At 59.7% G+C, this 21,163-nt stretch carries 20 protein-coding genes; 17 read left to right on the top strand and 3 right to left on the bottom strand.

The window, feature by feature from the left end:
• The first annotated feature begins 15 nt into the window (after window positions 1-15).
• From rmuC to hemB, 9 genes are all read left to right on the top strand, one after another.
• Window positions 16-1,563, top strand: coding sequence for a DNA recombination protein RmuC (rmuC, locus tag ACJ8J1_RS21610; RefSeq protein ID WP_033644974.1), 1,548 nt, complete (start codon window positions 16-18; stop codon window positions 1,561-1,563).
• Between the two features lie 78 nt (window positions 1,564-1,641).
• Window positions 1,642-2,397, top strand: coding sequence for a bifunctional demethylmenaquinone methyltransferase/2-methoxy-6-polyprenyl-1,4-benzoquinol methylase UbiE (gene ubiE, locus ACJ8J1_RS21605; RefSeq protein WP_004934443.1), 756 nt, complete (start codon window positions 1,642-1,644; stop codon window positions 2,395-2,397).
• Window positions 2,398-2,410: 13 nt separating this feature from the next.
• Window positions 2,411-3,019 carry a ubiquinone biosynthesis protein UbiJ gene (gene ubiJ, locus ACJ8J1_RS21600; RefSeq protein ID WP_033644973.1) on the top strand — a complete coding sequence of 203 codons (609 nt, stop codon included), beginning with the start codon at window positions 2,411-2,413 and terminating at the stop codon, window positions 3,017-3,019.
• Window positions 3,016-4,647, top strand: coding sequence for a ubiquinone biosynthesis regulatory protein kinase UbiB (gene ubiB, locus ACJ8J1_RS21595; protein WP_033644971.1), 1,632 nt, complete (start codon window positions 3,016-3,018; stop codon window positions 4,645-4,647). The genes ubiJ and ubiB overlap by 4 nt, the downstream gene beginning before the upstream one ends.
• A gap of 80 nt (window positions 4,648-4,727) precedes the next feature.
• Window positions 4,728-4,991, top strand: a complete 264-nt coding sequence (gene tatA, locus ACJ8J1_RS21590; protein WP_004934452.1) for a Sec-independent protein translocase subunit TatA — start codon at window positions 4,728-4,730, stop codon at window positions 4,989-4,991.
• A 3-nt stretch (window positions 4,992-4,994) separates the two neighbouring features.
• A complete protein-coding gene (gene tatB / locus ACJ8J1_RS21585; protein ID WP_033644970.1) occupies window positions 4,995-5,552 on the top strand; it encodes a Sec-independent protein translocase protein TatB in 558 nt (185 codons plus the stop codon).
• A 3-nt stretch (window positions 5,553-5,555) separates the two neighbouring features.
• Window positions 5,556-6,326: a Sec-independent protein translocase subunit TatC gene (gene tatC, locus ACJ8J1_RS21580; protein WP_033644968.1), complete on the top strand. Its 771-nt coding sequence runs from the start codon at window positions 5,556-5,558 to the stop codon at window positions 6,324-6,326.
• Between the two features lie 53 nt (window positions 6,327-6,379).
• On the top strand, window positions 6,380-7,162 hold the full coding sequence (gene tatD, locus ACJ8J1_RS21575) for a 3'-5' ssDNA/RNA exonuclease TatD (RefSeq protein WP_033645224.1): 783 nt from the start codon (window positions 6,380-6,382) through the stop codon (window positions 7,160-7,162).
• 14 nt (window positions 7,163-7,176) lie between these two features.
• On the top strand, window positions 7,177-8,199 hold the full coding sequence (hemB, locus tag ACJ8J1_RS21570) for a porphobilinogen synthase (protein WP_033644967.1): 1,023 nt from the start codon (window positions 7,177-7,179) through the stop codon (window positions 8,197-8,199).
• 42 nt (window positions 8,200-8,241) lie between these two features.
• Here hemB and rfaH read toward each other — a convergent pair whose 3' ends face one another.
• On the bottom strand, window positions 8,242-8,730 hold the full coding sequence (rfaH, locus tag ACJ8J1_RS21565; protein ID WP_033644965.1) for a transcription/translation regulatory transformer protein RfaH: 489 nt from the start codon (window positions 8,728-8,730) through the stop codon (window positions 8,242-8,244).
• Between the two features lie 245 nt (window positions 8,731-8,975).
• On the opposite strand from rfaH, the gene pepE reads away from it, so the two are divergent.
• The 3 genes from pepE (at window position 8,976) to fre (ending at window position 12,036) form a co-directional block, all read left to right on the top strand.
• The gene (gene pepE, locus ACJ8J1_RS21560) at window positions 8,976-9,701 is read left to right on the top strand and encodes a dipeptidase PepE (RefSeq protein ID WP_033644964.1); all 726 of its coding nucleotides are present in this window, start codon (window positions 8,976-8,978) and stop codon (window positions 9,699-9,701) included.
• A 62-nt stretch (window positions 9,702-9,763) separates the two neighbouring features.
• Window positions 9,764-11,284, top strand: a complete 1,521-nt coding sequence (gene ubiD / locus ACJ8J1_RS21555) for a 4-hydroxy-3-polyprenylbenzoate decarboxylase (RefSeq protein ID WP_033644963.1) — start codon at window positions 9,764-9,766, stop codon at window positions 11,282-11,284.
• A gap of 50 nt (window positions 11,285-11,334) precedes the next feature.
• Window positions 11,335-12,036 (top strand): NAD(P)H-flavin reductase, encoded by a 702-nt coding sequence (gene fre / locus ACJ8J1_RS21550; protein WP_069100519.1) that lies wholly within the window; start codon window positions 11,335-11,337, stop codon window positions 12,034-12,036.
• A 172-nt stretch (window positions 12,037-12,208) separates the two neighbouring features.
• Here fre and fadA read toward each other — a convergent pair whose 3' ends face one another.
• Together fadA and fadB are read right to left on the bottom strand one after the other, a co-directional pair.
• Window positions 12,209-13,372: an acetyl-CoA C-acyltransferase FadA gene (gene fadA / locus ACJ8J1_RS21545; RefSeq protein WP_033644961.1), complete on the bottom strand. Its 1,164-nt coding sequence runs from the start codon at window positions 13,370-13,372 to the stop codon at window positions 12,209-12,211.
• A gap of 10 nt (window positions 13,373-13,382) precedes the next feature.
• The gene (gene fadB, locus ACJ8J1_RS21540; protein ID WP_033644960.1) at window positions 13,383-15,572 is read right to left on the bottom strand and encodes a fatty acid oxidation complex subunit alpha FadB; all 2,190 of its coding nucleotides are present in this window, start codon (window positions 15,570-15,572) and stop codon (window positions 13,383-13,385) included.
• A 233-nt stretch (window positions 15,573-15,805) separates the two neighbouring features.
• Here fadB and ACJ8J1_RS21535 point away from each other — a divergent pair, with 233 nt between their 5' ends.
• From ACJ8J1_RS21535 to hemG, 5 genes are all read left to right on the top strand, one after another.
• Window positions 15,806-17,002, top strand: coding sequence for an MFS transporter (locus tag ACJ8J1_RS21535; RefSeq protein ID WP_185741844.1), 1,197 nt, complete (start codon window positions 15,806-15,808; stop codon window positions 17,000-17,002).
• 112 nt (window positions 17,003-17,114) lie between these two features.
• Window positions 17,115-18,446: a Xaa-Pro dipeptidase gene (gene pepQ, locus ACJ8J1_RS21530; RefSeq protein ID WP_033644957.1), complete on the top strand. Its 1,332-nt coding sequence runs from the start codon at window positions 17,115-17,117 to the stop codon at window positions 18,444-18,446.
• Window positions 18,446-19,060: an IMPACT family protein gene (locus ACJ8J1_RS21525; RefSeq protein WP_033644956.1), complete on the top strand. Its 615-nt coding sequence runs from the start codon at window positions 18,446-18,448 to the stop codon at window positions 19,058-19,060. Before pepQ ends, ACJ8J1_RS21525 begins: the two co-directional genes overlap by 1 nt.
• Window positions 19,061-19,094: 34 nt before the next feature.
• Window positions 19,095-20,546, top strand: coding sequence for a Trk system potassium transporter TrkH (trkH, locus tag ACJ8J1_RS21520; protein WP_004934492.1), 1,452 nt, complete (start codon window positions 19,095-19,097; stop codon window positions 20,544-20,546).
• 21 nt (window positions 20,547-20,567) lie between these two features.
• On the top strand, window positions 20,568-21,101 hold the full coding sequence (gene hemG, locus ACJ8J1_RS21515) for a menaquinone-dependent protoporphyrinogen IX dehydrogenase (protein WP_033652659.1): 534 nt from the start codon (window positions 20,568-20,570) through the stop codon (window positions 21,099-21,101).
• Window positions 21,102-21,163 lie beyond the last annotated feature (62 nt).

Raw genomic sequence — 21,163 nt, 5'->3', positions numbered from 1 at the left:
GCAACAGGAGGCAGGGTGGATACCAGTCTGATTTATGGGATTGGCGGCGTCGCGATCGGCATGCTGTTAGGGTGGCTGATCGCCAGTCTGCGAGTGCAGCAGACGAACGCGCAACATGAAACCGAACTGCGGTTGCTGGAGCAAGCGTTGCAGCAGGCGCAGCAGGAGACGGCCGTGCGGCAGGAGGCCCTGCTGCGCCACGAACAGCAGTCGCGCCAGAACGAGCTGGAGCTGCGCAACCTGCACAGCCAGCTGGCGGCCGGGCATGAAAAACTGCAACAGCTCAACCATTGGCGCAACGAATGCGAGCTGCTCAACCAAGAGCTGCGCGCCCAGCGCGAGGTGAACAGCGCGCAGGAGGCCGAGCTGCGCGAAGTCACCATCCGTCTGGAAGAGACGCGCATGGCGGCGGAGGAGAAGCAGCGTCTGCTGATCAACAGCGAACAGCGCCTCACTACCCAGTTTGAAAACCTCGCCAACCGCATTTTTGAACACAGCGGCCGCAAGGTGGACGAGCAAAATAAGCAAAGTTTGGATCGGTTACTGCTGCCGCTGCGCGAACAACTGGACGGTTTCCGCCGGCAGGTGCAGGACAGCTTTGGCCAGGAGGCGCGTGAGCGCCATACGCTGACGCACGAGATACGCAATCTGCAGCAGTTGAATGCGCAAATGGCGCGCGAGGCCATCAACCTCACCAAGGCGCTGAAAGGCGACAACAAGACCCAGGGCAACTGGGGTGAAGTGGTGCTGAGCCGGGTGCTGGAGGCCTCCGGCCTGCGCGAAGGGCACGAGTATGAAACGCAGGTCAACGTGCGGGTAGATCATCAGAGCCGCATGCAGCCCGATGTGATCGTGCGCCTGCCGCAGGGCAAGGATGTCGTGATCGACGCCAAGATGTCGCTGATCGCCTACGAGCGCTATTTCAACGGTGAAGACGAGGCGGAGCGCGAAGCGGCGCTGAGCGAACATATCGCTTCGCTGCGCGGCCACATTCGCATGCTGGGCCGCAAGGACTACCAGCAGCTGCCGGGGCTGCGTTCGCTGGACTATGTGCTGATGTTCATTCCGGTCGAGCCGGCCTTCCTGCTGGCTATCGATCGCGAGCCGGAGCTGATCAGCGAAGCGCTCAAGCACAACATCATGCTGGTCAGCCCGACCACGTTGCTGGTGGCGCTGCGTACCATCACCAACCTGTGGCGCTATGAGCATCAGAGCCAGAATGCCCAGCGCATCGCCGAGCGTGCGGCGAAACTGTATGACAAGATGCGGCTGTTCGTGGACGATATGTCCGCGCTGGGGCAGAGCCTGGACAAGGCGCAGGGCAGTTATCGTCAGGCGATGAACAAACTGAGCGAAGGCCGTGGTAATCTTATCGGCCAAATTGAAGGTTTCCGCGCGCTGGGGGTTGAGGTCAAGCGGCCGATAAACCCGCTGCTGGCGCAGCAAGCCGGCGCGCAACACGATGAAGCGGAAGAGGCGAACGACGACGAGGTCGCCGCGCTGCCGCAGACGAACGACGATGATGATACCACCGGGGAACCGGGCTTCGTTTCGCACGGCTGAGGCCGTGGCGAGGTGGGGTATTCCTCGGGCTTCTGGTACACTCATCCACACAAAATTGACTGAATAGCAGGCAGGACAATGGCAGATCAATCGCAGGAAACCACCGATTTCGGTTTTCGCACCGTCGCTAGAGACGAAAAACAGGCCATGGTGGCGGACGTTTTTCATTCGGTAGCGGCAAAGTATGACGTGATGAACGACCTGATGTCGTTCGGCATCCACCGTATCTGGAAGCGTTTCACCATTGACTGCAGCGGCGTGCGCCGCGGGCAGCGCGTGCTGGATCTGGCCGGTGGCACCGGCGACCTGGCCGCCAAGTTCTCCCGCATGGTTGGCGAGCAGGGGCAGGTGGTGCTGGCGGACATCAACGATTCGATGCTGAAGATGGGGCGCGAGAAGCTGCGCGATCGCGGCATCGTCGGCAACATCAATTACGTGCAGGCCAACGCCGAGGCGCTGCCGTTCCCGGACAATTACTTCGATTGCATCACCATCTCCTTTGGCCTGCGTAACGTCACCGACAAAGACAAAGCGCTGCGTTCGATGTTCCGCGTGCTGAAGCCGGGCGGCCGCCTGTTGGTGCTGGAGTTCTCCAAACCGCTGCTGGCGCCGCTGAGCAAAGCTTACGACGCATACTCTTTCCACGTGCTGCCGAAGATCGGCGAGCTGGTAGTGAAAGATCCGGACAGCTATCGCTATCTGGCGGAATCGATCCGTATGCACCCCGATCAGGAAACCCTGAAGGGCATGATGGGCAACGCCGGTTTTGAAAACGTCACCTATTTCAACCTGACCGGTGGGATTGTCGCCCTGCATCGCGGCTTCAAGTTCTGAGAGGGAGATGCCGATGCTGTTTACCCCTCTGCTGACCGGTGCGCTGGAAACCTCGCTGAATAACCTGCTGTTTCGCGATCGCAGCATGAAAGCCGCTCGCCAACGCCTGGCGGGCAAGGTGCTGCGCATCGAACTGGAAGAGTTGGCTTCACCGCTGGTGCTGGTGTTCAGCGAACTGCGCGTGGATGTGCTGGGGCAGTCTGAAGACAGCGCCGATTGCACGGTGCGCAGCCGCATTCCCTCCTTACTGAAGCTGCGCGATCGCCAGCAGTTGCCGGTGCTGATGCGCAGCGGCGAATTGACGGTGGAAGGGGATATTCAGGTGGTGCAACAGCTGGTTGGCCTGCTCGATCTGGCGGAGTGGGATCCGGCGGAATGGCTGGCGCCCTATATCGGCGATATCGCCGCTCAAGGCATTACGCAGGCGCTGGGCAAAGGTGCTTCGTTACTCAAGGCCGGATTGATGCGTCGGCAGCAAGACATGGCTGAGGCGCTGACGGAAGAGTGGCGTCTGGCGCCGGGGCCGCTGGAAGTGGTGTGGTTCAATGAAGAAGTGGATGCGCTCGCCCGCAGCGCGGAAGCGCTGATTGCCCGCATGGATAAGTTGGAGGGCAAGCGATGACCCCAGGCGAACTGCGCCGTTTGTATTTTATCGTCCGCGTTTTTCTCAGCTATGGGCTGGACGAGCTGATCCCGACAATGCGTTTGACGCTGCCGCTGCGCTTCGGCCGCCGGCTGCTGTTCTGGATGCCTAATCGGCACAAGGACAAACCGCTGGGCGAACGTCTGCGGCTGGCGCTGCAGGAATTGGGGCCGGTCTGGATCAAGTTCGGCCAGATGATGTCTACCCGCCGCGATCTGTTCCCGCCGCACATTGCCGATCAGCTGACGCTGCTGCAGGATCGGGTGGCGCCTTTCGACGGTGCGCTGGCGCGCAAGCATATCGAGCTGGCGATGGGCGGCCCGCTGGAAACCTGGTTCGACGACTTCGAGCAGCAGCCGCTGGCGTCCGCCTCGATCGCGCAGGTGCATACCGCGCGGCTGAAAACCACCGGCCAGGAAGTGGTGCTGAAGGTGATCCGGCCGGATATCGGGCCGATTATCAAAGCCGACGTGCGCTTGATGTACCGGCTGGCAGGCTGGGTGCCGAAGCTGTTGCCGGACGGCCGCCGCCTGCGTCCGCGCGAAGTGGTGCGCGAGTACGAAAAAACCCTGCTGGACGAATTGAACCTGCTGCGCGAAGCGGCCAACGCCATTCAGCTGCGTCGCAATTTCGACGGCAGCCCGATGCTGTACGTGCCGGAAGTTTACTCCGACTACTGCCGCGAAAGCGTGTTGGTGATGGAGCGTATCTACGGCATTCCGGTCTCGGACATCGCCACGCTGGAGCAGCAGGGCACCAACATGAAACTGTTGGCGGAACGCGGCGTTCAGGTGTTCTTTACCCAGGTATTCCGCGACAGCTTCTTCCATGCGGACATGCATCCCGGTAATATTTTCGTCAGCTACGAACATCCGGAAGATCCTTGCTACATCGGCATCGACTGCGGCATCGTCGGTTCGTTGAACAAGGATGACAAACGCTATCTGGCGGAAAACTTCATCGCCTTCTTCAACCGCGATTACCGCAAGGTGGCGGAACTGCACGTCGACTCCGGCTGGGTGCCGCGCGACACCAACGTGGAAGACTTCGAATTCGCCATCCGTACCGTGTGCGAACCGATTTTCGAGAAGCCGCTGGCGGAGATCTCCTTCGGCAACGTGCTGCTGAACCTGTTCAACACCGCGCGCCGCTTCAATATGGAAGTGCAGCCGCAGCTGGTGTTATTGCAGAAGACCTTGCTGTATGTTGAAGGGCTGGGGCGTCAGCTTTACCCGCAGTTGGATCTGTGGACCACCGCCAAGCCGTTCCTCGAGAGTTGGCTGCGCGATCAGGTCGGCATTCCCGCCGTGGTGCGCGCGCTGAAAGAGAAGGCGCCGTTCTGGGCGGAGAAACTGCCCGAGCTGCCCGAGCTGTTTTACGACAGCCTGCAGCAGCATAAACTGTTGCAACAAAGCGTTGATAAGCTGACCAACCAGATGCAGGCTCAGCGGGTTCGTCAGGGGCAGTCACGTTATTTGTTCGGCGTTGGCGCTACACTGTTGGTAAGCGGCACGCTGTTGCTGCTGGGGCAAATCGAGGTGTTCCCCGCCTGGATGATGGCCGCCGGCATCGTATGCTGGGTGATTGGCTGGAAGCGAACCACCTGATTTAATTCGTTACTCTGGTGAAGTCGGCTCTATAATGCGGGCTGGCTTTAAAAGACCCCTTAAAATTAGAGGTAATTAAAATGGGCGGTATTAGTATTACGCAATTGTTGATCATCGCAGTGATCGTGGTGCTGCTGTTCGGCACCAAAAAACTGCGCACGCTGGGTTCCGATCTCGGCGCCTCGATCAAGGGCTTCAAAAAAGCGATCGGTGACGATACGCCGTCGACCCCCAACACGGCTGAAAAAAGCAGCCTGGATGACGCTGATTTCTCGGCCAAGCCTATTACCGATAAGCAGCCGGAAGTGAAACCGGAAGAGTCGAAGAACAAAGAGCAGGTATAAACCGTGTTTGACATTGGGTTTAGTGAGCTGCTGCTGGTGCTGGTGATCGGCCTGGTTGTTCTGGGGCCGGAACGCTTGCCGGTTGCGGTCAGAACGGTATCGGGCTGGATCCGCGCGCTGCGCTCGCTGGCGGCCTCGGTGCAGCACGAACTGTCTCAGGAGCTGAAGCTGCAGGAGCTGCAGGACAGCCTGAAGAAAGCCGAACAGGCCGGCCTGCAGAACCTGACGCCGGAGTTGAAGGCGTCGATGGATGAGCTGAAAGACGCGGCGGAATCCTTGAAACGCACCTACCGGGGCGAGAAAGAAGAGCTGGCGAACACCATCCATAACCCGCAGGCCATCGATCCGGAAGCCTTGCACGACGGCGTGACGCCGGCGGAAGCGGCAACCAGCGCCAGCGCGCCCGCCGCCGTGCCAAAACCGGCAGTGGAACCTGAAGCCGTCGTGGCTGCGCCAGTGGCGGCGCAACCCGCTAAAGCGCCGGTGGAAACCGCGCCTGCTCCTGTCGAACCTGTTGCGGATAAAACCCCAGCGTCTCACCAACCTAGTGGCGATCGTTAATACATGGCTGTTGAAGATACCCAACCCCTTATCAGTCATCTGATAGAGCTGCGCAAGCGGCTGTTGAACTCGATTATTTGCGTACTGGCGGTGTTCGTGGTGCTGGTGTTTTTCGCCAACGACATCTACCAGCTGGTTTCTGCGCCGCTGCTCAAGCAGTTGCCGGCCGGCGCGAGCATGATCGCCACCGACGTGGCGTCACCGTTTTTCACCCCGATCAAGCTGACCATGATCGTTTCGGTGTTCGTCTCCGCGCCGATGATCCTGTATCAGGTATGGGCGTTCATCGCGCCTGCGCTGTACAAGCATGAACGCCGCCTGATGATGCCGTTGCTGGTGTCCAGCAGCCTGTTGTTTTACCTCGGCATGGCTTTCGCCTACTTCATCGTGTTCCCGCTGGCCTTCGGCTTCTTCGCCAAGACCGCGCCGATGGGGGTGACCATTGCGACCGACATTAAAAACTACCTCGATTTCGTCATGGCGCTGTTTATGGCGTTTGGCGTCGCCTTCGAAGTGCCGGTCGCCATCATTCTGCTGTGCTGGAGCGGCGTCACTTCGCCGGAAGACCTGAAGAAGAAACGGCCGTATGTGTTGGTCGGCGCGTTTGTGGTCGGCATGTTGTTGACGCCGCCGGACGTGTTCTCGCAAACCCTGCTGGCGATACCGATGTATCTGCTGTTTGAAGTGGGGGTATTCTTCGCTCGCTTCTATACCGGCAAACGCCGTCCGCAGGCGGAAGACGACGACGAGGGTGACGAACCCCCAGCGCCCTGATCCACATTGATTGCGAAGCCGCCCATAGGGCGGCTTTTGCTTTGGAAAAAACCATGTTTGATATCGGCGTTAACCTCACCAGCAGCCAATTCGCCAAAGACCGCGAGACCGTGGTGGAGCGCGCCCGCGCGGCGGGCGTTACCGGGATGCTGATTACCGGCACCGATCTGCCTGAGAGCCGCGAGGCCGCCAAACTGGCGCAGCAGCATGCGGGCTATTGCTGGTCCACCGCCGGTGTGCATCCGCATAACGCCGGCAACTGGGATGAACGTAGCGCTGAGCAGATTTATGCCCTGGCCGCCGGCCCAGAAGTGGTGGCGATCGGTGAATGCGGTCTGGATTTCAACCGCAACTTCTCGACGCCGGAGCAGCAGGAAGCGGCGTTCAGCGCGCAACTGGCGCTGGCGGCGGAGTTGGCGCTGCCGGTGTTTCTTCACTGTCGCGACGCACACGCACGTTTTGCCGAGCTACTGACGCCGTGGTTGGATAAACTGCCCGCGGCCGTGGTGCACTGCTTCACCGGCACCGCCGAAGAATTAGCAAGCTGCCTGTCGCTGGGCCTGTCGATCGGGATTACCGGTTGGGTATGCGACGAGCGGCGCGGTCTGGAATTGCGCGCCCTGCTGCCGCAGATCCCGGCCGAGCGTCTGCTGCTGGAAACTGACGCCCCTTATCTGTTGCCCCGGGATTTACAGCCTAAACCCGCATCTCGCCGCAACGAACCCTGTTTCCTGCCCCACATCGTGCATCAGGTCGCCGTCTGGCGGCAAGAAGAGCCGCAATGGCTGGGGCAAAAAACCGATGAGAACGCCCGCCGGCTATTCCGGCTGGTTTGAGCTAGGAGAAAACTATGAGCTATGCATTTCCGGGCACCTTTCCTGGTCGCCGTATGCGCCGCGTGCGCCGTCATGACTTCAGCCGCCGTCTGGTCGCCGAAAACCAACTGACGGTCAATGACCTGATTTATCCGGTGTTCGTCATGGAAGGCAGCAACCGCCAGGAAGAAGTGGCCTCGATGCCGGGCGTATCGCGCATGACGATCGATCTGCTGGTCAAGGAAGCGGAAACCATCGCCAAACTCGGCGTGCCGGTGATCTCCCTGTTCCCGGTGATTGAACCGGGCTTGAAGTCGCTGCATGCGGAAGAAGCCTACAACCCGGAAGGGCTGGTGCAGCGCACGGTGCGCGCGCTGAAAGACGCGGTGCCTGAGTTGGGCATTCTGACCGACGTAGCGCTCGATCCCTACACCACCCACGGTCAGGACGGGGTGCTCGATGAGCAGGGCTACGTGATTAACGACGTGACCAAAGACATTCTGGTGCGTCAGGCGCTGTCTCATGCCGAAGCGGGCGCGGAAATCGTGGCGCCGAGCGACATGATGGACGGCCGTATCGGGGCGATCCGCGATCGTCTGGAACTGCAGGGCCTGGTGAACACCCAGATCATGGCCTACTCCGCCAAGTACGCTTCCTGCTATTACGGTCCGTTCCGCGATGCGCTGGGTTCCAGCGGCAACCTGAAAGGCGGCAACAAAAAGACCTATCAGATGGATCCGGCCAACAGCGATGAAGCGCTGCAAGAGATTGCGCAGGATCTGCAGGAAGGCGCGGACATGGTGATGGTGAAACCGGGCATGCCTTACCTGGATGTGGTGCGCCGGGTGAAGGATACCTTCGGTGTGCCGACTTTCGCTTATCAGGTGTCCGGCGAGTACGCCATGCACATGGCGGCGATTCAGAACGGCTGGCTGCAGGAGCAGCCTGCGGTGATGGAGTCGTTGATGTGCTTTAAACGCGCCGGCGCCGACGGCGTGCTGACCTACTTCGCCAAACGTGTCGCCCAATGGCTGCATGAAGAAGCGCTGCGCCGCTAAGCGCGATACCGTAAAAAAGGCGCCTGAGGGCGCCTTTTTGCATTACATTTTCTGGAATTGCCGATTGTCGATGCTTTGACTGACCTGTTTGTTGATCAGGTTGAGCAACAGCATCGAGCGGGCCTCGCCGTCCGGCTCGGTGTAGATCGCCTGCAGCCCTTCGAATACGCCGTCGACGATCAGAACGGTATCGCCCGGCTGCGGGGTTTCCGGATCGACATAGGTCTCGCTGGTGTGCGTGCGCAGCTCATCGATCACCTTGCTCGGGATGACGCTCGGCAGCGCGCCGAAACGCACGAAGTGGCTGACGCCGCGGGTGGCGCTGATGGTGGTGGTGTGAATGCGCTCCGGGTCGAATTCCACAAACAGATAATTGGGAAACAGGGGTTCGCTGACCGCGATGCGCTTGCCACGCACGATTTTTTCCAGCGTGATGATCGGGCTGAGGCAGTTTACCTGCTGCCGCTCCAGATGTTCCTGCGCTCGCAACAGCTGACCGCGTTTGCAATAAAGTAGATACCAGGATTCCATAATTTCACATGCCTTTCTGCCAGCCGGTAAGCATATCAAAAGCTATTCCGGATACATAGTGATGCAAGTTTCAGCATGTAACATCGCCTATCTTTCTGAATCCACGGCTATTAGCGAGGGGTCACACACTTATCGATACGGCGCTGGTATAACAGAGGGCTAAAAATTTGTTACCGTCACAGTATGGCAAGGCGTTGCGCCGCCGGCTGTGACGCTATTCATCGTTTTTGACCGAGGGGAGAAAAATGGAGCTGTTTCTGTTGAGCAACGGCAAGCTGTCTGGCGAAGCCGAGCTGCTGGGGTACGCCAAAAGCCAACTGCTGGCGATGATTGCGCGCCGCGGCATCAAATCCGCCGTCTTTATCCCTTACGCGCTGATCCGTTACGACTACGATCGGCGCGCGCAGGAGCTGGCGCAAACATTGGGCATTGAAGTCACCAGCATTCACCACGCCGCTTCACCGGCGGCGGCGATCGCGCAGGCCGAATGCATTTTGGTCAGCGGCGGCAACACCTGGTTGCTGAACCAGATGCTGCACGAACAAAGCCTGATCGTGCCTATCCAGCGCGCGGTGCGCGAGCGTGAAGTGCCTTACGTCGGCTGGAGCGCAGGTTGCAACGTGGCGACGCCGAGTATTCGCACCACCAATGACATGCCGGTGCGCTGCAGCGTGGTGTTGCCGGCGCTGGGGTTGTTCCCGGTGCAGATTAACCCGCATTACATCGATGCGCACATCAGCGGCCACATGGGCGAAACCCGTGACGAGCGTCTCGCGGAGTTCTGTGCGATCAACCCGAGCGAATCGGTAGTGGCGTTGCGTGAAGGCAGTCTGTTGCACGTTGAAGGCAATGCGCTGCGTTATTTCAGCGCCAACGGGCAGGGCTTTAAGGTGTTCCGCCACGGCGAAGAGACGCGCGAATATCAGGATACGCGCGCACTGGCTGCGCTGGTGCCGTTCAACTGCGGCTGAGGGCCACCCGGCAGCGGGCGGCGTTAACAAAATTGCAGCAACAACCTTGAAGAGGGCTTATAATGCCCTCCCCACTGGCCGCTATAATGATCAGCATGAAATACCGTGACTTACGCGATTTCCTCTCGTTGCTGGAGAAGAGAGGGGAACTAAAACGCATCAGCCAGCCGATCGATCCTTACCTGGAAATGACGGAAATTGCCGATCGCACCCTGCGGGCGGGCGGCCCGGCACTGCTGTTTGAAAACCCGAAAGGGTACGACATGCCGGTGCTGTGCAACCTGTTCGGCACCGCCAATCGCGTGGCGATGGGCATGGGGCAGGAAGACATCAGCGCGCTGCGCGAAGTCGGCAAACTGCTGGCTTTCCTCAAAGAGCCGGAGCCGCCGAAAGGTTTCCGCGATCTGTTCGACAAAATACCGAAGTTCAAGCAGGTGCTGAACATGCCGACCAAGGTGCTGGGATCCGCGCCTTGTCAGGAGCAGGTATGGCAGGGCGATGATGTCGATCTGGGCCGCATTCCGGTGATGCACTGCTGGCCGGAAGACGCCGCGCCGCTGATCACCTGGGGGCTGACGGTGACCCGCGGCCCGCATAAGGAACGGCAAAACCTCGGTATCTATCGTCAGCAGGTGCTGGGCAAGAATAAAGTGATCATGCGCTGGCTGTCGCACCGCGGCGGCGCGCTGGATTACCAGGAGTGGTGCCAGGCACACCCCGGCGAGCGTTTCCCGGTTGCGGTGGCGCTGGGCGCCGATCCCGCCACTATCCTCGGCGCGGTGACGCCGGTGCCGGATACCCTGTCTGAATACGCCTTTGCCGGGCTGCTGCGCGGCAATAAAACCGAAGTGGTCAAGTGCCTTTCCAACGATCTGGAAGTGCCTGCCAGTGCCGAAATCGTGCTGGAGGGCTATATCGAGCCGGGTGAAATGGCGCCGGAAGGCCCCTACGGTGACCACACCGGTTACTACAATGAAATCGACCAGTTCCCGGTATTCACCGTCACGCACATCACCCAGCGTCGCAACGCGATTTACCACTCGACCTACACCGGTCGGCCGCCGGATGAGCCGGCGATCCTGGGCGTGGCGCTGAATGAAGTGTTCGTGCCGATCCTGCAAAAACAGTTCCCGGAAATCGTTGATTTTTATCTGCCGCCGGAAGGGTGCTCGTATCGCCTGGCGGTGGTGACCATGAAAAAACAGTACGCCGGCCACGCGAAACGCGTGATGATGGGCGTCTGGTCGTTCCTGCGGCAGTTTATGTACACCAAATTTGTTATCGTCTGTGACGATGACGTCAATGCGCGCGACTGGAATGACGTGATTTGGGCGATCACCACACGAATGGATCCGGCAAGGGATACGGTTCTGGTGGAGAATACGCCGATCGACTATCTGGACTTCGCCTCGCCGGTTTCCGGACTGGGTTCGAAGATGGGGCTGGACGCCACCAACAAATGGCCGGGTGAAACCGATCGCGAATGGGGCCGTCCGATTCAGATGGATGAAAAGGTACGTGCGCGCGTCGACGAAATCTGGGATGAGCTCGCAATTTTCAGTGACAGGGAACCGACGTTATAGCGTCAGGCCCTGTTCTCAGCTTTGCATTGATGACCCGACAGAGGGAACGCATGACAATATTGAGCTGTAAAGTGACCTCGGTAGAGGCCATTACCGATACGGTTTATCGGGTACGTCTGGTGCCCGAGCAGCCGTTTTCTTTCAAGGCAGGGCAATATCTGATGGTGGTGATGGACGAGCGCGACAAACGTCCGTTCTCGCTGGCATCAACCCCGACGCAGCAAGATTACATCGAGCTGCATATCGGTGCTTCGGAGCTGAATCTGTACGCCATGGCGGTGATGGATCGCATCCTGAAAGAGCAGGCGATCACCGTCGATATGCCGCATGGCGACGCCTGGCTGCGGGAAGAGGGCTGCCGTCCGCTGGTGCTGATCGCCGGCGGCACCGGCTTCTCCTATGCGCGCTCAATCCTGTTGACCGCGTTGGAGCAGCAGCCCGATCGCGACATTTCCATCTACTGGGGCGGGCGTGAGCTGAAGCACCTGTACGATCTGAGCGAGCTGGAAGCGCTGTCGGTGCAACACCCGAACCTGAAGGTGATCCCGGTGGTCGAGCAGCCGGAGGCGGAATGGCGTGGCCGCAGCGGCACCGTGCTCAGCGCGGTGTTGCAGGATTTCGGCACGTTGGCGGAGCATGACATCTACATCGCCGGGCGTTTCGAGATGGCGAAAATCGCCCGCGAGCGTTTCTGCGCCGAGCGCGGCGCGCAGGAAGCGCATATGTTTGGCGACGCGTTTTCGTTTATCTGACAGAGGCGATGCGCAGTGAACGGGGTGGCCGAGGGTCGCCCCGTTTTTATTTGGGCGTCGGCAAATTTCAGGCATAAAAAACCCGCCCCTGACAGGCGGGAAGAACGGCAACTAAACTTGGCGGGATGCCGCGATTTGAAGTGGTGACGCGGTCATCCCAAGATAGACACAGCTAAACGCGTTCAAACACGGTGGCGATACCCTGGCCCAGGCCGATGCACATGGTCGCCAGGCCGAACTGCGCGTCGCGACGTTCCATGTTGTTCAACAAGGTGGTCGAGATGCGGGAGCCGGAACAGCCCAGCGGGTGGCCGAGCGCGATGGCGCCGCCGTTCAGGTTAATCTTGTCGTCGATGCTGTCCATCAGCCCCAGATCTTTGATGCACGGCAGCGACTGGGCGGCGAACGCTTCGTTCAGCTCGAACAGATCGATGTCCTGCACGCTCAGGCCGGCGCGTTTCAGCGCCAGCTTGCTGGCCGGTACCGGGCCGTAGCCCATGATGGAAGGATCGCAGCCGACGACCGCCATCGAGCGGATGCGGGCGCGGGCTTTCAAACCGAGCGCTTTGGCGCGTGATTCGCTCATCAGCAGCATGGCGGAAGCGCCGTCCGACAGGGCGGAAGAACTGCCGGCGGTGACGGTGCCGTTCACCGGATCGAACGCCGGACGCAGGGCCGACAGGCTTTCGACGGTGGTTTCCGGGCGGATGACTTCATCAAAATCGTAACGGGTCAGCACGCCGTCGGCGTCGTGGCCGTTGGTCGGAATGATCTCGTTTTTGAAGTAACCCGCCAGCGTCGCCGCATGTGCGCGTTGGTGGGAGCGCGCGGCGAACTCATCCTGCATCTGGCGGCTGATGTTGTGCATCTTGGCCAGCATTTCAGCGGTCAGCCCCATCATCCCGGCGGCCTTGGCTACGCTGCGGCTCAGGCCCGGATGGAAATCCACGCCGTGGTTCATCGGCACATGGCCCATGTGTTCCACGCCGCCGATCAGGCTGATGTGCGCGTCGCCAACCATGATGGCGCGCGCCGCGTCGTGCAGCGCCTGCATCGAAGAGCCGCACAGGCGGTTGACGGTCACCGCCGGCACACGGTGCGGGATCTCGGCCAGCAGCGCGGCGTTGCGGGCGATGTTGAAGCCTTGTTCCAGCGTCTGCTGCACGCAGCCCCAGTAAATGTCATCGATCTCGTCGGCGTTCAGCGCCGGGTTGCGGCTCAGCACTTCACGCATCAGATGAGCGGAGAGATCTTCGGCGCGCACCTGGCGGAAGGCGCCGCCCTTGGAGCGGCCCATCGGCGTGCGTACGGCATCAACAATAACTACGTTTTCCATCTTTATGACCTCATGCCGGTTGGCGGGTTGCGACGTCGGACAGCGGTGTCGCCACCGGGTAGTAGCTTTCATTGCGTTCGGCCTTGGCGCGCAGACCGGCCGGCACTTGATACAGGGCGCCGAGGTGTGCGTAACGCTGGGCCAGCTCAACGTAGTTGGCGGTGCCGAGCGTATCCAGGTAGCGGAACGCGCCGCCGTGGAACGGAGGGAAACCGATGCCGTAGACCAACGCCATATCGGCTTCGGCCGGGCTGGCGACGATCTTCTCTTCCAGGCAACGCACCACTTCGTTGATCATCGGGATCATCATGCGCGCAACGATCTCTTCGTCGCTGATGGTCTGGCGCGGTTGGCTCACTTCGGCCAGCAGCGCATCGGTCTGCTCGTCGTTGTCCTTGCGCGGCTTACCTTTGTTGTCCTGGCTGTAGCGGTAGAAGCCCAGCTGGTTTTTCTGACCGAAGCGCTGGTTGTCGAACATCACGTCAATGGCGTCGCGATAGTCTTTGCTCATGCGCTCCGGGAAGCCGGCCGCCATTACCGCTTGCGCGTGGTGTGCGGTGTCGATGCCCACCACGTCGAGCAGGTAGGCCGGGCCCATCGGCCAACCAAACTGTTTTTCCATCACTTTATCGATCTGACGGAAGTCGGCGCCGTCGCGCAGCAGCAGGCTGAAGCCGGCGAAGTATGGGAACAGCACGCGGTTGACGAAGAAGCCCGGGCAGTCGTTCACCACGATCGGCGTTTTGCCCATGCGGCTGGCGTAGGCCACCACTTTGGCAATGGTCTCGTCGCTGGTTTGTTCGCCGCGGATGATTTCGACCAGCGGCATACGGTGTACCGGGTTAAAGAAGTGCATGCCGCAGAAGTTTTGCGGACGCTTCAACGATTTTGCCAGATGATTAATCGGAATGGTCGAGGTGTTCGACGCCAGAACGGTGTCTTCGCCGATCAGGTTTTCCACTTCCGACAGCACGGCGGCTTTGACCTTCGGGTTCTCCACGACCGCTTCGACGATCACCTGCGCGCGCTCGATGCCGGCGTAGTCCAGCGTCGGCTGAATGGTCGACAGCACCTGCGCCATTTTCAGGCCATCCAGCTTGCCGCGTTCCAACTGCTTATTGAGCAGCTTGGCCGCTTCGTTCATGCCCAACGTCAGCGATTTGTCGCTGATGTCCTTCATGATCACCGGCACGCCTTTCAACGCCGATTGGTAAGCAATGCCGCCGCCCATGATGCCGGCGCCCAACACCGCCGCCTGTTTCGGCGCGTCCACATTCTTGGCCAGCTTTTTCGCCTGACCCTTCACGAACTGATCGTTAAGGAAGATGCCGACCAGCGCACGCGCTTCGTTGGAGCGCGCCAACGGCACGAAGCTGGCGGTTTCCAGTTTCAGCGCTTCATCGCGGCCCAGCTTGGCGGCGGCTTCAATGGTTTTCACCGCGGTCATCGGCGCCGGGTAATGTTTGCCGGCGGTCTGCAGCACCATGCCTTTGGCGGTGGTGAAGCTCATTGCCGCCTCGATCGGGCTGAGCTTCAGCGGCTCCAGCTTCGGTTGACGCGCGGCGCGCCAGTTCAGCTTGCCGTCGATCGCCTGTTGCAGCATGTTGAGCGCGGCTTCGGCCAGTTTTTCCGGCGCCACTACCGCATCGACCAGGCCGACTTTCAACGCGTCTTTGGCGCTGACGTCTTTGCCGGCGGCGATGATTTCCAGCGCGCTGTCGTTACCCAGCAGGCGCGGCAGGCGGACGGAGCCGCCGAAGCCCGGCATGATGCCCAATTTGGTTTCAGGCAGGCCGATGCGCGCGTCCGGTGAGGCGACGCGGAAATCGGTCGCCAAAATGCATTCGCAACCGCCGCCGAGCGCATAGCCGTTAATGGCCGAAATGGTCGGCACCGGCAAATCTTCCAGCCGGTTAAAGACGTTGTTGGCGAATACCAGCCACTCCTGCAGCTTTTCAGCCGGCGCGGCGAACAGAGAAAGGAATTCGGTGATATCGGCGCCGACGATAAATGCGGCTTTGGTGGAGCGCAGCAGCAGCCCCTTGAGCTCTGGCTGGTTTTCCAGCACGGTGAGCGCTTCGCCCAGGCTGGCGACGGTGCGGGTGTCCAGCTTGTTGACCGAGCCCGGTGCGTTGAACACCAGCTCGGCGATGCCGTTATCGAGCCAGTGCAGTTGTAATGTTTCGCCTTGGTAGAGCATGTCTATCTCCTGAATCAGCGTATGATCTGGTATGACCAGATGAAGAGGAGTGTGGTTTTTATGTTAACAATATGCAAATGAGAGATTGCATTTTTGCTGGTCTGATCACATGTCGCCAAGTTAGTTTTTTGATTTGAAACGAAGTTATATTTTATGTGCTATCGGCATTTGCCGGAGCTTGTCGGCCCTCATACACTTGCTCGCAGCGAATGAACATTCAGACGAGGTTACGCATGACTAAGGCGGCTTGTGTTAAACGCAGCGGCTTATGGAGCATTCCCGCCAGAACCATGACGCTGGCGTGTCTGTTGGTGTTTATGGCGCAAATGGCGACGACCGTGTACTTGCCTTCGCTGCCGACGGTGATGCGGGAGCTGGCGATGAGCCGGCGCGCTACCGAGCTGTCCATTTCAATCTTCGTCATCGGCGCCGCTTTGCCGGTGCTGTTCTGGGGCGCGGCCGCCGATCGCTTTGGCCGCCGCGTGCCCCTGACGCTGTCTTTATTTCTTTTCATTGGCTGCAGCGGGCTGTTGGCGCTGTGCAGCAACGGCGCCCAATTGCTGACGCTGCGTGCGCTGCAGGGCGTGGGTGCCGGCGGTGCGGCGATCATCGCGCGCATCATCGTGCGGGATAACTGGAGCGGGGACGAACTGGCGCGGCGTCTGTCGGTGCTCTCCATCGCCTTTATCACCGCGCTGGGCGGCGGTCAGTTTATCGGTGGCCTGCTGAGCCAATATGCGCACTGGCAGATGGGCTTCGTCCTGATGGGCGCCACCGGTTTGATCATTCTGGCGCTGATGGCGACGCTGCCGCTGGAGGCGGGACGGGCAGGGGGCGTGCGCCCGGCGATGGCGGCAACCTACTTTGCCATCCTGCGGCGGCCTGGGTTCTTTTGGCCGGCCTGCGTCGGCGGGCTGGGGTTTGCCACCACGGTGACACTGCAGGAAGTGAGTCCGTTCGTCATGCAGCAGGAGTTTGGTCTCAACGTCACGGCGTTCGGCGCCCTGGGGCTGGTGATCGGCGTCGCCTACTTCAGCGGAGCGCTGACGGTGAACCGTACGGTGGCGCGTCTCGGCGGGAAAAAACTGATGCAGGCCGGCAGCGGCATCGTGGCGCTGGCGACGGCGGCGATCCTGCTGCTGTGGTGGAGCGGCGTTCTGGCTGGCCTTTCCGGCATGGCGCTGTTCATCGCGCTGTATTGCCTGACCATTTTTGGCCAGGCGGTGCTGTTTCCCAACAGCATGGCGATGGCGGTCAGCGATGCCAAAGAGTACGGCGCTTATGCGATGGCGCTGTGTGGCTTTCTGCAGCAGTGTCTGGCGGGCGTCGCCGCGGCCGGCGCGGTGTTGTTGGAACACCATGGCCTGTGGGCGCTGGCGATAGCGCTGCTCGGTTTGGGCGGCTGGTTAATGGTTAAGCTGCGGATGTAACGGCATTTGCAGGGAATTGCGAGCTGCTCCGCATGCCCAACGCGATGAGGTTGGTGCGTCGGAGCGCTGTGTTAAGATGGCTTCTTTCGTGCTAAGGCATAAGGGTACTGTGATGGAAACGCTGGCTTCTTTGTATAACGACCACCTGGCAGAACTGCAAAAACGCGCGCGTGAAGTGCTGGAGCGCAACAAGTTGGATGCGCTGCTGATTCACTCCGGGGAACTGCAAAAGGTATTTTTGGACGACCATAGCTACCCGTTCAAAGTGAACGCGCATTTCAAAGCCTGGGTGCCGGTGACGTCGGTGCCGAACTGCTGGTTGTGGATAGATGGCGTCAACAAGCCGAAGCTGTGGTTCTACTCCCCGGTTGACTACTGGCACAGCGTTGAGCCGCTGCCGAACAGTTTCTGGACCAAGTCCCTCGAATTGATGCCGCTGGCCAACGCCGATGCGATCGCGCAGCAGCTGCCGCCGCAGCGTGAGCGCGTCGGCTATATCGGTTATGCCCAACAGCGCGCCCGCGATCTCGGCATCCCTTCGGAAAACATCAACCCGAAAGCGGTGCTGAACTACCTGGATTTCCACCGTTCGATTAAAACCGGCTATGAGCTGGCCTGCATGCGCGAAGCGCAGAAGACGGCGGTAACCGGCCATCGTGCCGCGCATGAGGCCTTCCTCTCCGGCATGAGCGAGTTCGACATCAATCTGGCCTACCTGACGGCTACCGGCCATCGCGATACTGATGTGCCTTACGACAACATCGTGGCGTTGAACGAGCACGCTTCGGTGCTGCACTACACCAAGCTGGATCATCAGCCGCCGGCCGAGTCCCTGAGTTTTCTGATCGACGCCGGGGCGGAATATAACGGCTACGCCGCCGATCTGACGCGTACCTATGCGGCGCAAAGCGGCAGCGAGTTCGCTCATCTGGTGAAAGATCTCAATAGTGAACAGCTGGCGCTGATCGACACCATTAAAACCGGCGTGCGTTACACCGACTATCATGTGCAGATGCATCAGCGCATCGCCAAGCTGCTCAAGAATCACAAACTGGTGAATGGCCTCAGCGAAGAGGCGATGGTCGAAACGGGTATCACCACGCCGTTCCTGCCGCACGGGTTGGGCCATCCGTTGGGCCTGCAGGTGCACGACGCCGCCGGTTTTATGCAGGATGAGCAAGGCACCCATCTGGCGGCGCCGTCCAAGTACCCGTTCCTGCGTTGTACCCGCGTGTTGCAGCCGGGCATGGTGTTGACCATCGAACCGGGTCTGTACTTCATCGAGTCTCTGTTGGCGCCGTGGCGCAGCGGCGAGTTCAAGCAGCACTTCGCCTGGGATCGCATCGATGCGCTGAAACCGTATGGCGGTATTCGCATCGAAGACAACATCGTGATCCATGAAAAGCGCATCGAGAACATGACGCGCGATCTGAACCTGGCTTGATGCGGCCGTACCCGATACCGGCGGAAGCAACCTGCTTTACCGAAGAGATAAAGAAGAGCCGTTTCATCACCCTGCTGGCGCCGACCGGCGGGGTGGAGGCGGCAAAGGCGTTTATTCAGCAGGTGCGGGATGAGCACCCGGCGGCGCGGCACCACTGTTGGGCTTTCGTCGCCGGTAGCCCCGATGATTCGCAGCAGCTGGGGTTCTCCGACGATGGAGAACCGTCGGGCACCGCCGGCAAACCTATCCTCGCGCAGCTGATGGGCAGCGGTATCGGTGAAGTGACCGCCGTAGTCGTTCGGTACTACGGCGGTGTCAAGCTGGGCACCGGCGGGCTGGTGAAAGCTTATGGCAACGGTGTTCAACAGGCATTGAAGCAGCTGGCGCTGGCGCAAAAGGTGCCCGAAGCCGAATATATCTTGCAGTGCGACTATGCGCAGTTGGCGCTGGTGGAGAACTTGTTGCAGCAAATCGCAGGTCGGATCCTGCAGGGTGAATACGGCGCCGCCGTCGTGCTGCATTTGGCGCTGCCGGCGACTGAGGTCGAGCTGTTTGGGAATAAATTGCGTGATCTCAGTCGCGGTAATTTGCAATTAACCCCCATTTCGCAATAATCCTCCCAATTGAATTGCTAAGGATCGTGCTGAAATGCATTTTCGCGCCATAACCCGTATCGTTGGTCTTCTGGTCATCCTGTTCTCCGGGACGATGTTTATTCCCGGCCTGGTGGCATTGATTTATCGCGATGGGGCGGGGCGAGCGTTCAGCCAAACGTTCTTCGTGGCGTTGACCATCGGGCTGATGCTGTGGTGGCCGAACCGTAAGCAGAAACACGAGCTGAAGCCGCGTGAAGGTTTCCTGATCGTCGTGCTGTTCTGGACCGTGCTGGGCAGCGTGGGGGCATTGCCGTTCCTGTTTTCGGAACGTCCTAATTTGTCGCTGACCGACGCCTTCTTTGAATCCTTCTCGGGATTGACGACTACCGGCGCAACGACGCTGGTGGGGCTGGACTCGTTGCCTAAGGCCATCCTGTTCTATCGCCAAATGCTGCAATGGATGGGCGGGATGGGGATCATCGTGTTGGCGGTGGCGATACTGCCGATACTCGGCGTCGGGGGCATGCAGCTGTATCGGGCGGAAATGCCCGGGCCGCTGAAAGATAACAAGATGCGTCCGCGTATTGCCGAAACCGCCAAAACCCTGTGGCTAATCTATGTGTTGCTGACCGTCGCCTGTGCGCTGGCGCTCTGGGGGGCCGGGATGTCGGTGTTCGACGCCATCGGCCACAGTTTCTCGACCATCGCCATTGGCGGGTTTTCTACCCACGATGCCAGTATCGGTTATTACGCCAGCCCGACCATCAACACCATCATTGCCGTGTTCCTGCTGATTTCCGGCTGTAACTACGGTCTGCACTTCGCTTTGCTAAGCGGCCGCAGTCTGAAGGTCTATGGGCGCGATCCTGAATTCCGCATGTTTATCTTCGTTCAACTGACGCTGGTGGTGGTGTGCACGTTGGTGCTCTGGGGACATGGCGTCTATAAGAGCGGTATGGAAACGCTCAATCAGGCGTTCTTCCAGGTGGTATCGATGGCGACCACGGCCGGTTTTACGACCGACAGCATCGCCAAGTGGCCGCTGTTCCTGCCGATGCTGTTGCTGTGTTCGGCATTCATCGGCGGTTGCGCCGGTTCGACCGGCGGCGGCCTGAAGGTGATCCGTATTCTGCTGTTGTACCTGCAGGGCTCGCGCGAGTTGAAAAGGCTGGTGCACCCCAACGCGGTCTATACCATCAAATTGGGCAATCGCGCACTGCCGGAACGTATTCTGGAAGCAGTGTGGGGATTCTTCTCCGCCTATGCGCTGGTGTTTATCGTCAGCATGCTGGCGATCATTGCGACCGGCGTTGATGATTTCTCCGCGTTTGCCGCAGTGACGGCAACGCTGAATAACCTTGGTCCTGGTCTGGGCGTGGTGGCGGACAACTTCACCACGATGCCGGCGGCGGCCAAGTGGATCCTGGTGGTGACGATGCTGTTCGGGCGCCTGGAAGTGTTTACATTGCTGGTGCTGTTCACGCCAACCTTCTGGCGTGAGTGAGCCTGTTATAAGGAGTACGCCATGAAGGCATTGATACTTTATTCGAGCCGTGACGGGCAAACACGTGCTATCGCTTCTTATATAGCAAGCAAATTGCAGGATACGCTGCGCTGTGAGGTTATCGATCTGTTGCAGGCGGAACAGATCGACCTTAGCCAGTATCAGCAGGTGATGATCGGCGCTTCTATTCGCTACGGGCACTTTAACCCGGTGCTGGATAAATTCGTTAAACGTCATGCCGAACAGTTGAATCGGATGCCCAGCGCATTCTTTGCCGTCAATCTGACCGCACGCAAACCGGAAAAGCGTTCGCCGCAAACCAACGCCTATACCCGTAAGTTCCTGTTGGCGTCGCCGTGGCAGCCAAAACAGTGCGCGGTGTTTGCCGGGGCATTGCGTTATCCACGTTATCGCTGGTTCGACCGCATCATGATTCAATTTATTATGCGTATGACCGGTGGAGAAACGGATACCAGTAAGGAAGTTGAGTACACAGATTGGCAGCAAGTCGATCGTTTCGCCCAGGAATTTAGCCAGATTCAGTACGAAAAGTGACAAAAATGCGGGTTTGGCCAGCGTTTTGCCGAAAAAATCCGCGCTTGAAAAGTTTTTTGCAA

Origin of the sequence: Serratia sp. CY37869 (assembly GCF_052168895.1) — a bacterium.
Classification (GTDB): domain Bacteria; phylum Pseudomonadota; class Gammaproteobacteria; order Enterobacterales; family Enterobacteriaceae; genus Serratia; species Serratia ureilytica.
Note: the sequence above shows the minus strand (reverse complement) of the source record. Positions and strands in the feature narration are given on the sequence as shown.

Excerpts from the sequence above, each read along its gene's own strand:
- ubiE (WP_004934443.1), top strand. The coding sequence starts at position 1,642 with ATGGCAGATCAATCGCAGGAAACCACCGATTTCGGTTTTCGCACCGTC.
- ubiJ (WP_033644973.1), top strand. The coding sequence starts at position 2,411 with ATGCTGTTTACCCCTCTGCTGACCGGTGCGCTGGAAACCTCGCTGAAT.
- ubiB (WP_033644971.1), top strand. The coding sequence starts at position 3,016 with ATGACCCCAGGCGAACTGCGCCGTTTGTATTTTATCGTCCGCGTTTTT.
- tatA (WP_004934452.1), top strand. The coding sequence starts at position 4,728 with ATGGGCGGTATTAGTATTACGCAATTGTTGATCATCGCAGTGATCGTG.
- tatC (WP_033644968.1), top strand. The coding sequence starts at position 5,556 with ATGGCTGTTGAAGATACCCAACCCCTTATCAGTCATCTGATAGAGCTG.
- tatD (WP_033645224.1), top strand. The coding sequence starts at position 6,380 with ATGTTTGATATCGGCGTTAACCTCACCAGCAGCCAATTCGCCAAAGAC.
- hemB (WP_033644967.1), top strand. The coding sequence starts at position 7,177 with ATGAGCTATGCATTTCCGGGCACCTTTCCTGGTCGCCGTATGCGCCGC.
- rfaH (WP_033644965.1), bottom strand. The coding sequence starts at position 8,730 with ATGGAATCCTGGTATCTACTTTATTGCAAACGCGGTCAGCTGTTGCGA.
- pepE (WP_033644964.1), top strand. The coding sequence starts at position 8,976 with ATGGAGCTGTTTCTGTTGAGCAACGGCAAGCTGTCTGGCGAAGCCGAG.
- ubiD (WP_033644963.1), top strand. The coding sequence starts at position 9,764 with ATGCCCTCCCCACTGGCCGCTATAATGATCAGCATGAAATACCGTGAC.
- fre (WP_069100519.1), top strand. The coding sequence starts at position 11,335 with ATGACAATATTGAGCTGTAAAGTGACCTCGGTAGAGGCCATTACCGAT.
- fadA (WP_033644961.1), bottom strand. The coding sequence starts at position 13,372 with ATGGAAAACGTAGTTATTGTTGATGCCGTACGCACGCCGATGGGCCGC.
- fadB (WP_033644960.1), bottom strand. The coding sequence starts at position 15,572 with ATGCTCTACCAAGGCGAAACATTACAACTGCACTGGCTCGATAACGGC.
- ACJ8J1_RS21535 (WP_185741844.1), top strand. The coding sequence starts at position 15,806 with ATGACTAAGGCGGCTTGTGTTAAACGCAGCGGCTTATGGAGCATTCCC.
- pepQ (WP_033644957.1), top strand. The coding sequence starts at position 17,115 with ATGGAAACGCTGGCTTCTTTGTATAACGACCACCTGGCAGAACTGCAA.
- ACJ8J1_RS21525 (WP_033644956.1), top strand. The coding sequence starts at position 18,446 with ATGCGGCCGTACCCGATACCGGCGGAAGCAACCTGCTTTACCGAAGAG.
- trkH (WP_004934492.1), top strand. The coding sequence starts at position 19,095 with ATGCATTTTCGCGCCATAACCCGTATCGTTGGTCTTCTGGTCATCCTG.
- hemG (WP_033652659.1), top strand. The coding sequence starts at position 20,568 with ATGAAGGCATTGATACTTTATTCGAGCCGTGACGGGCAAACACGTGCT.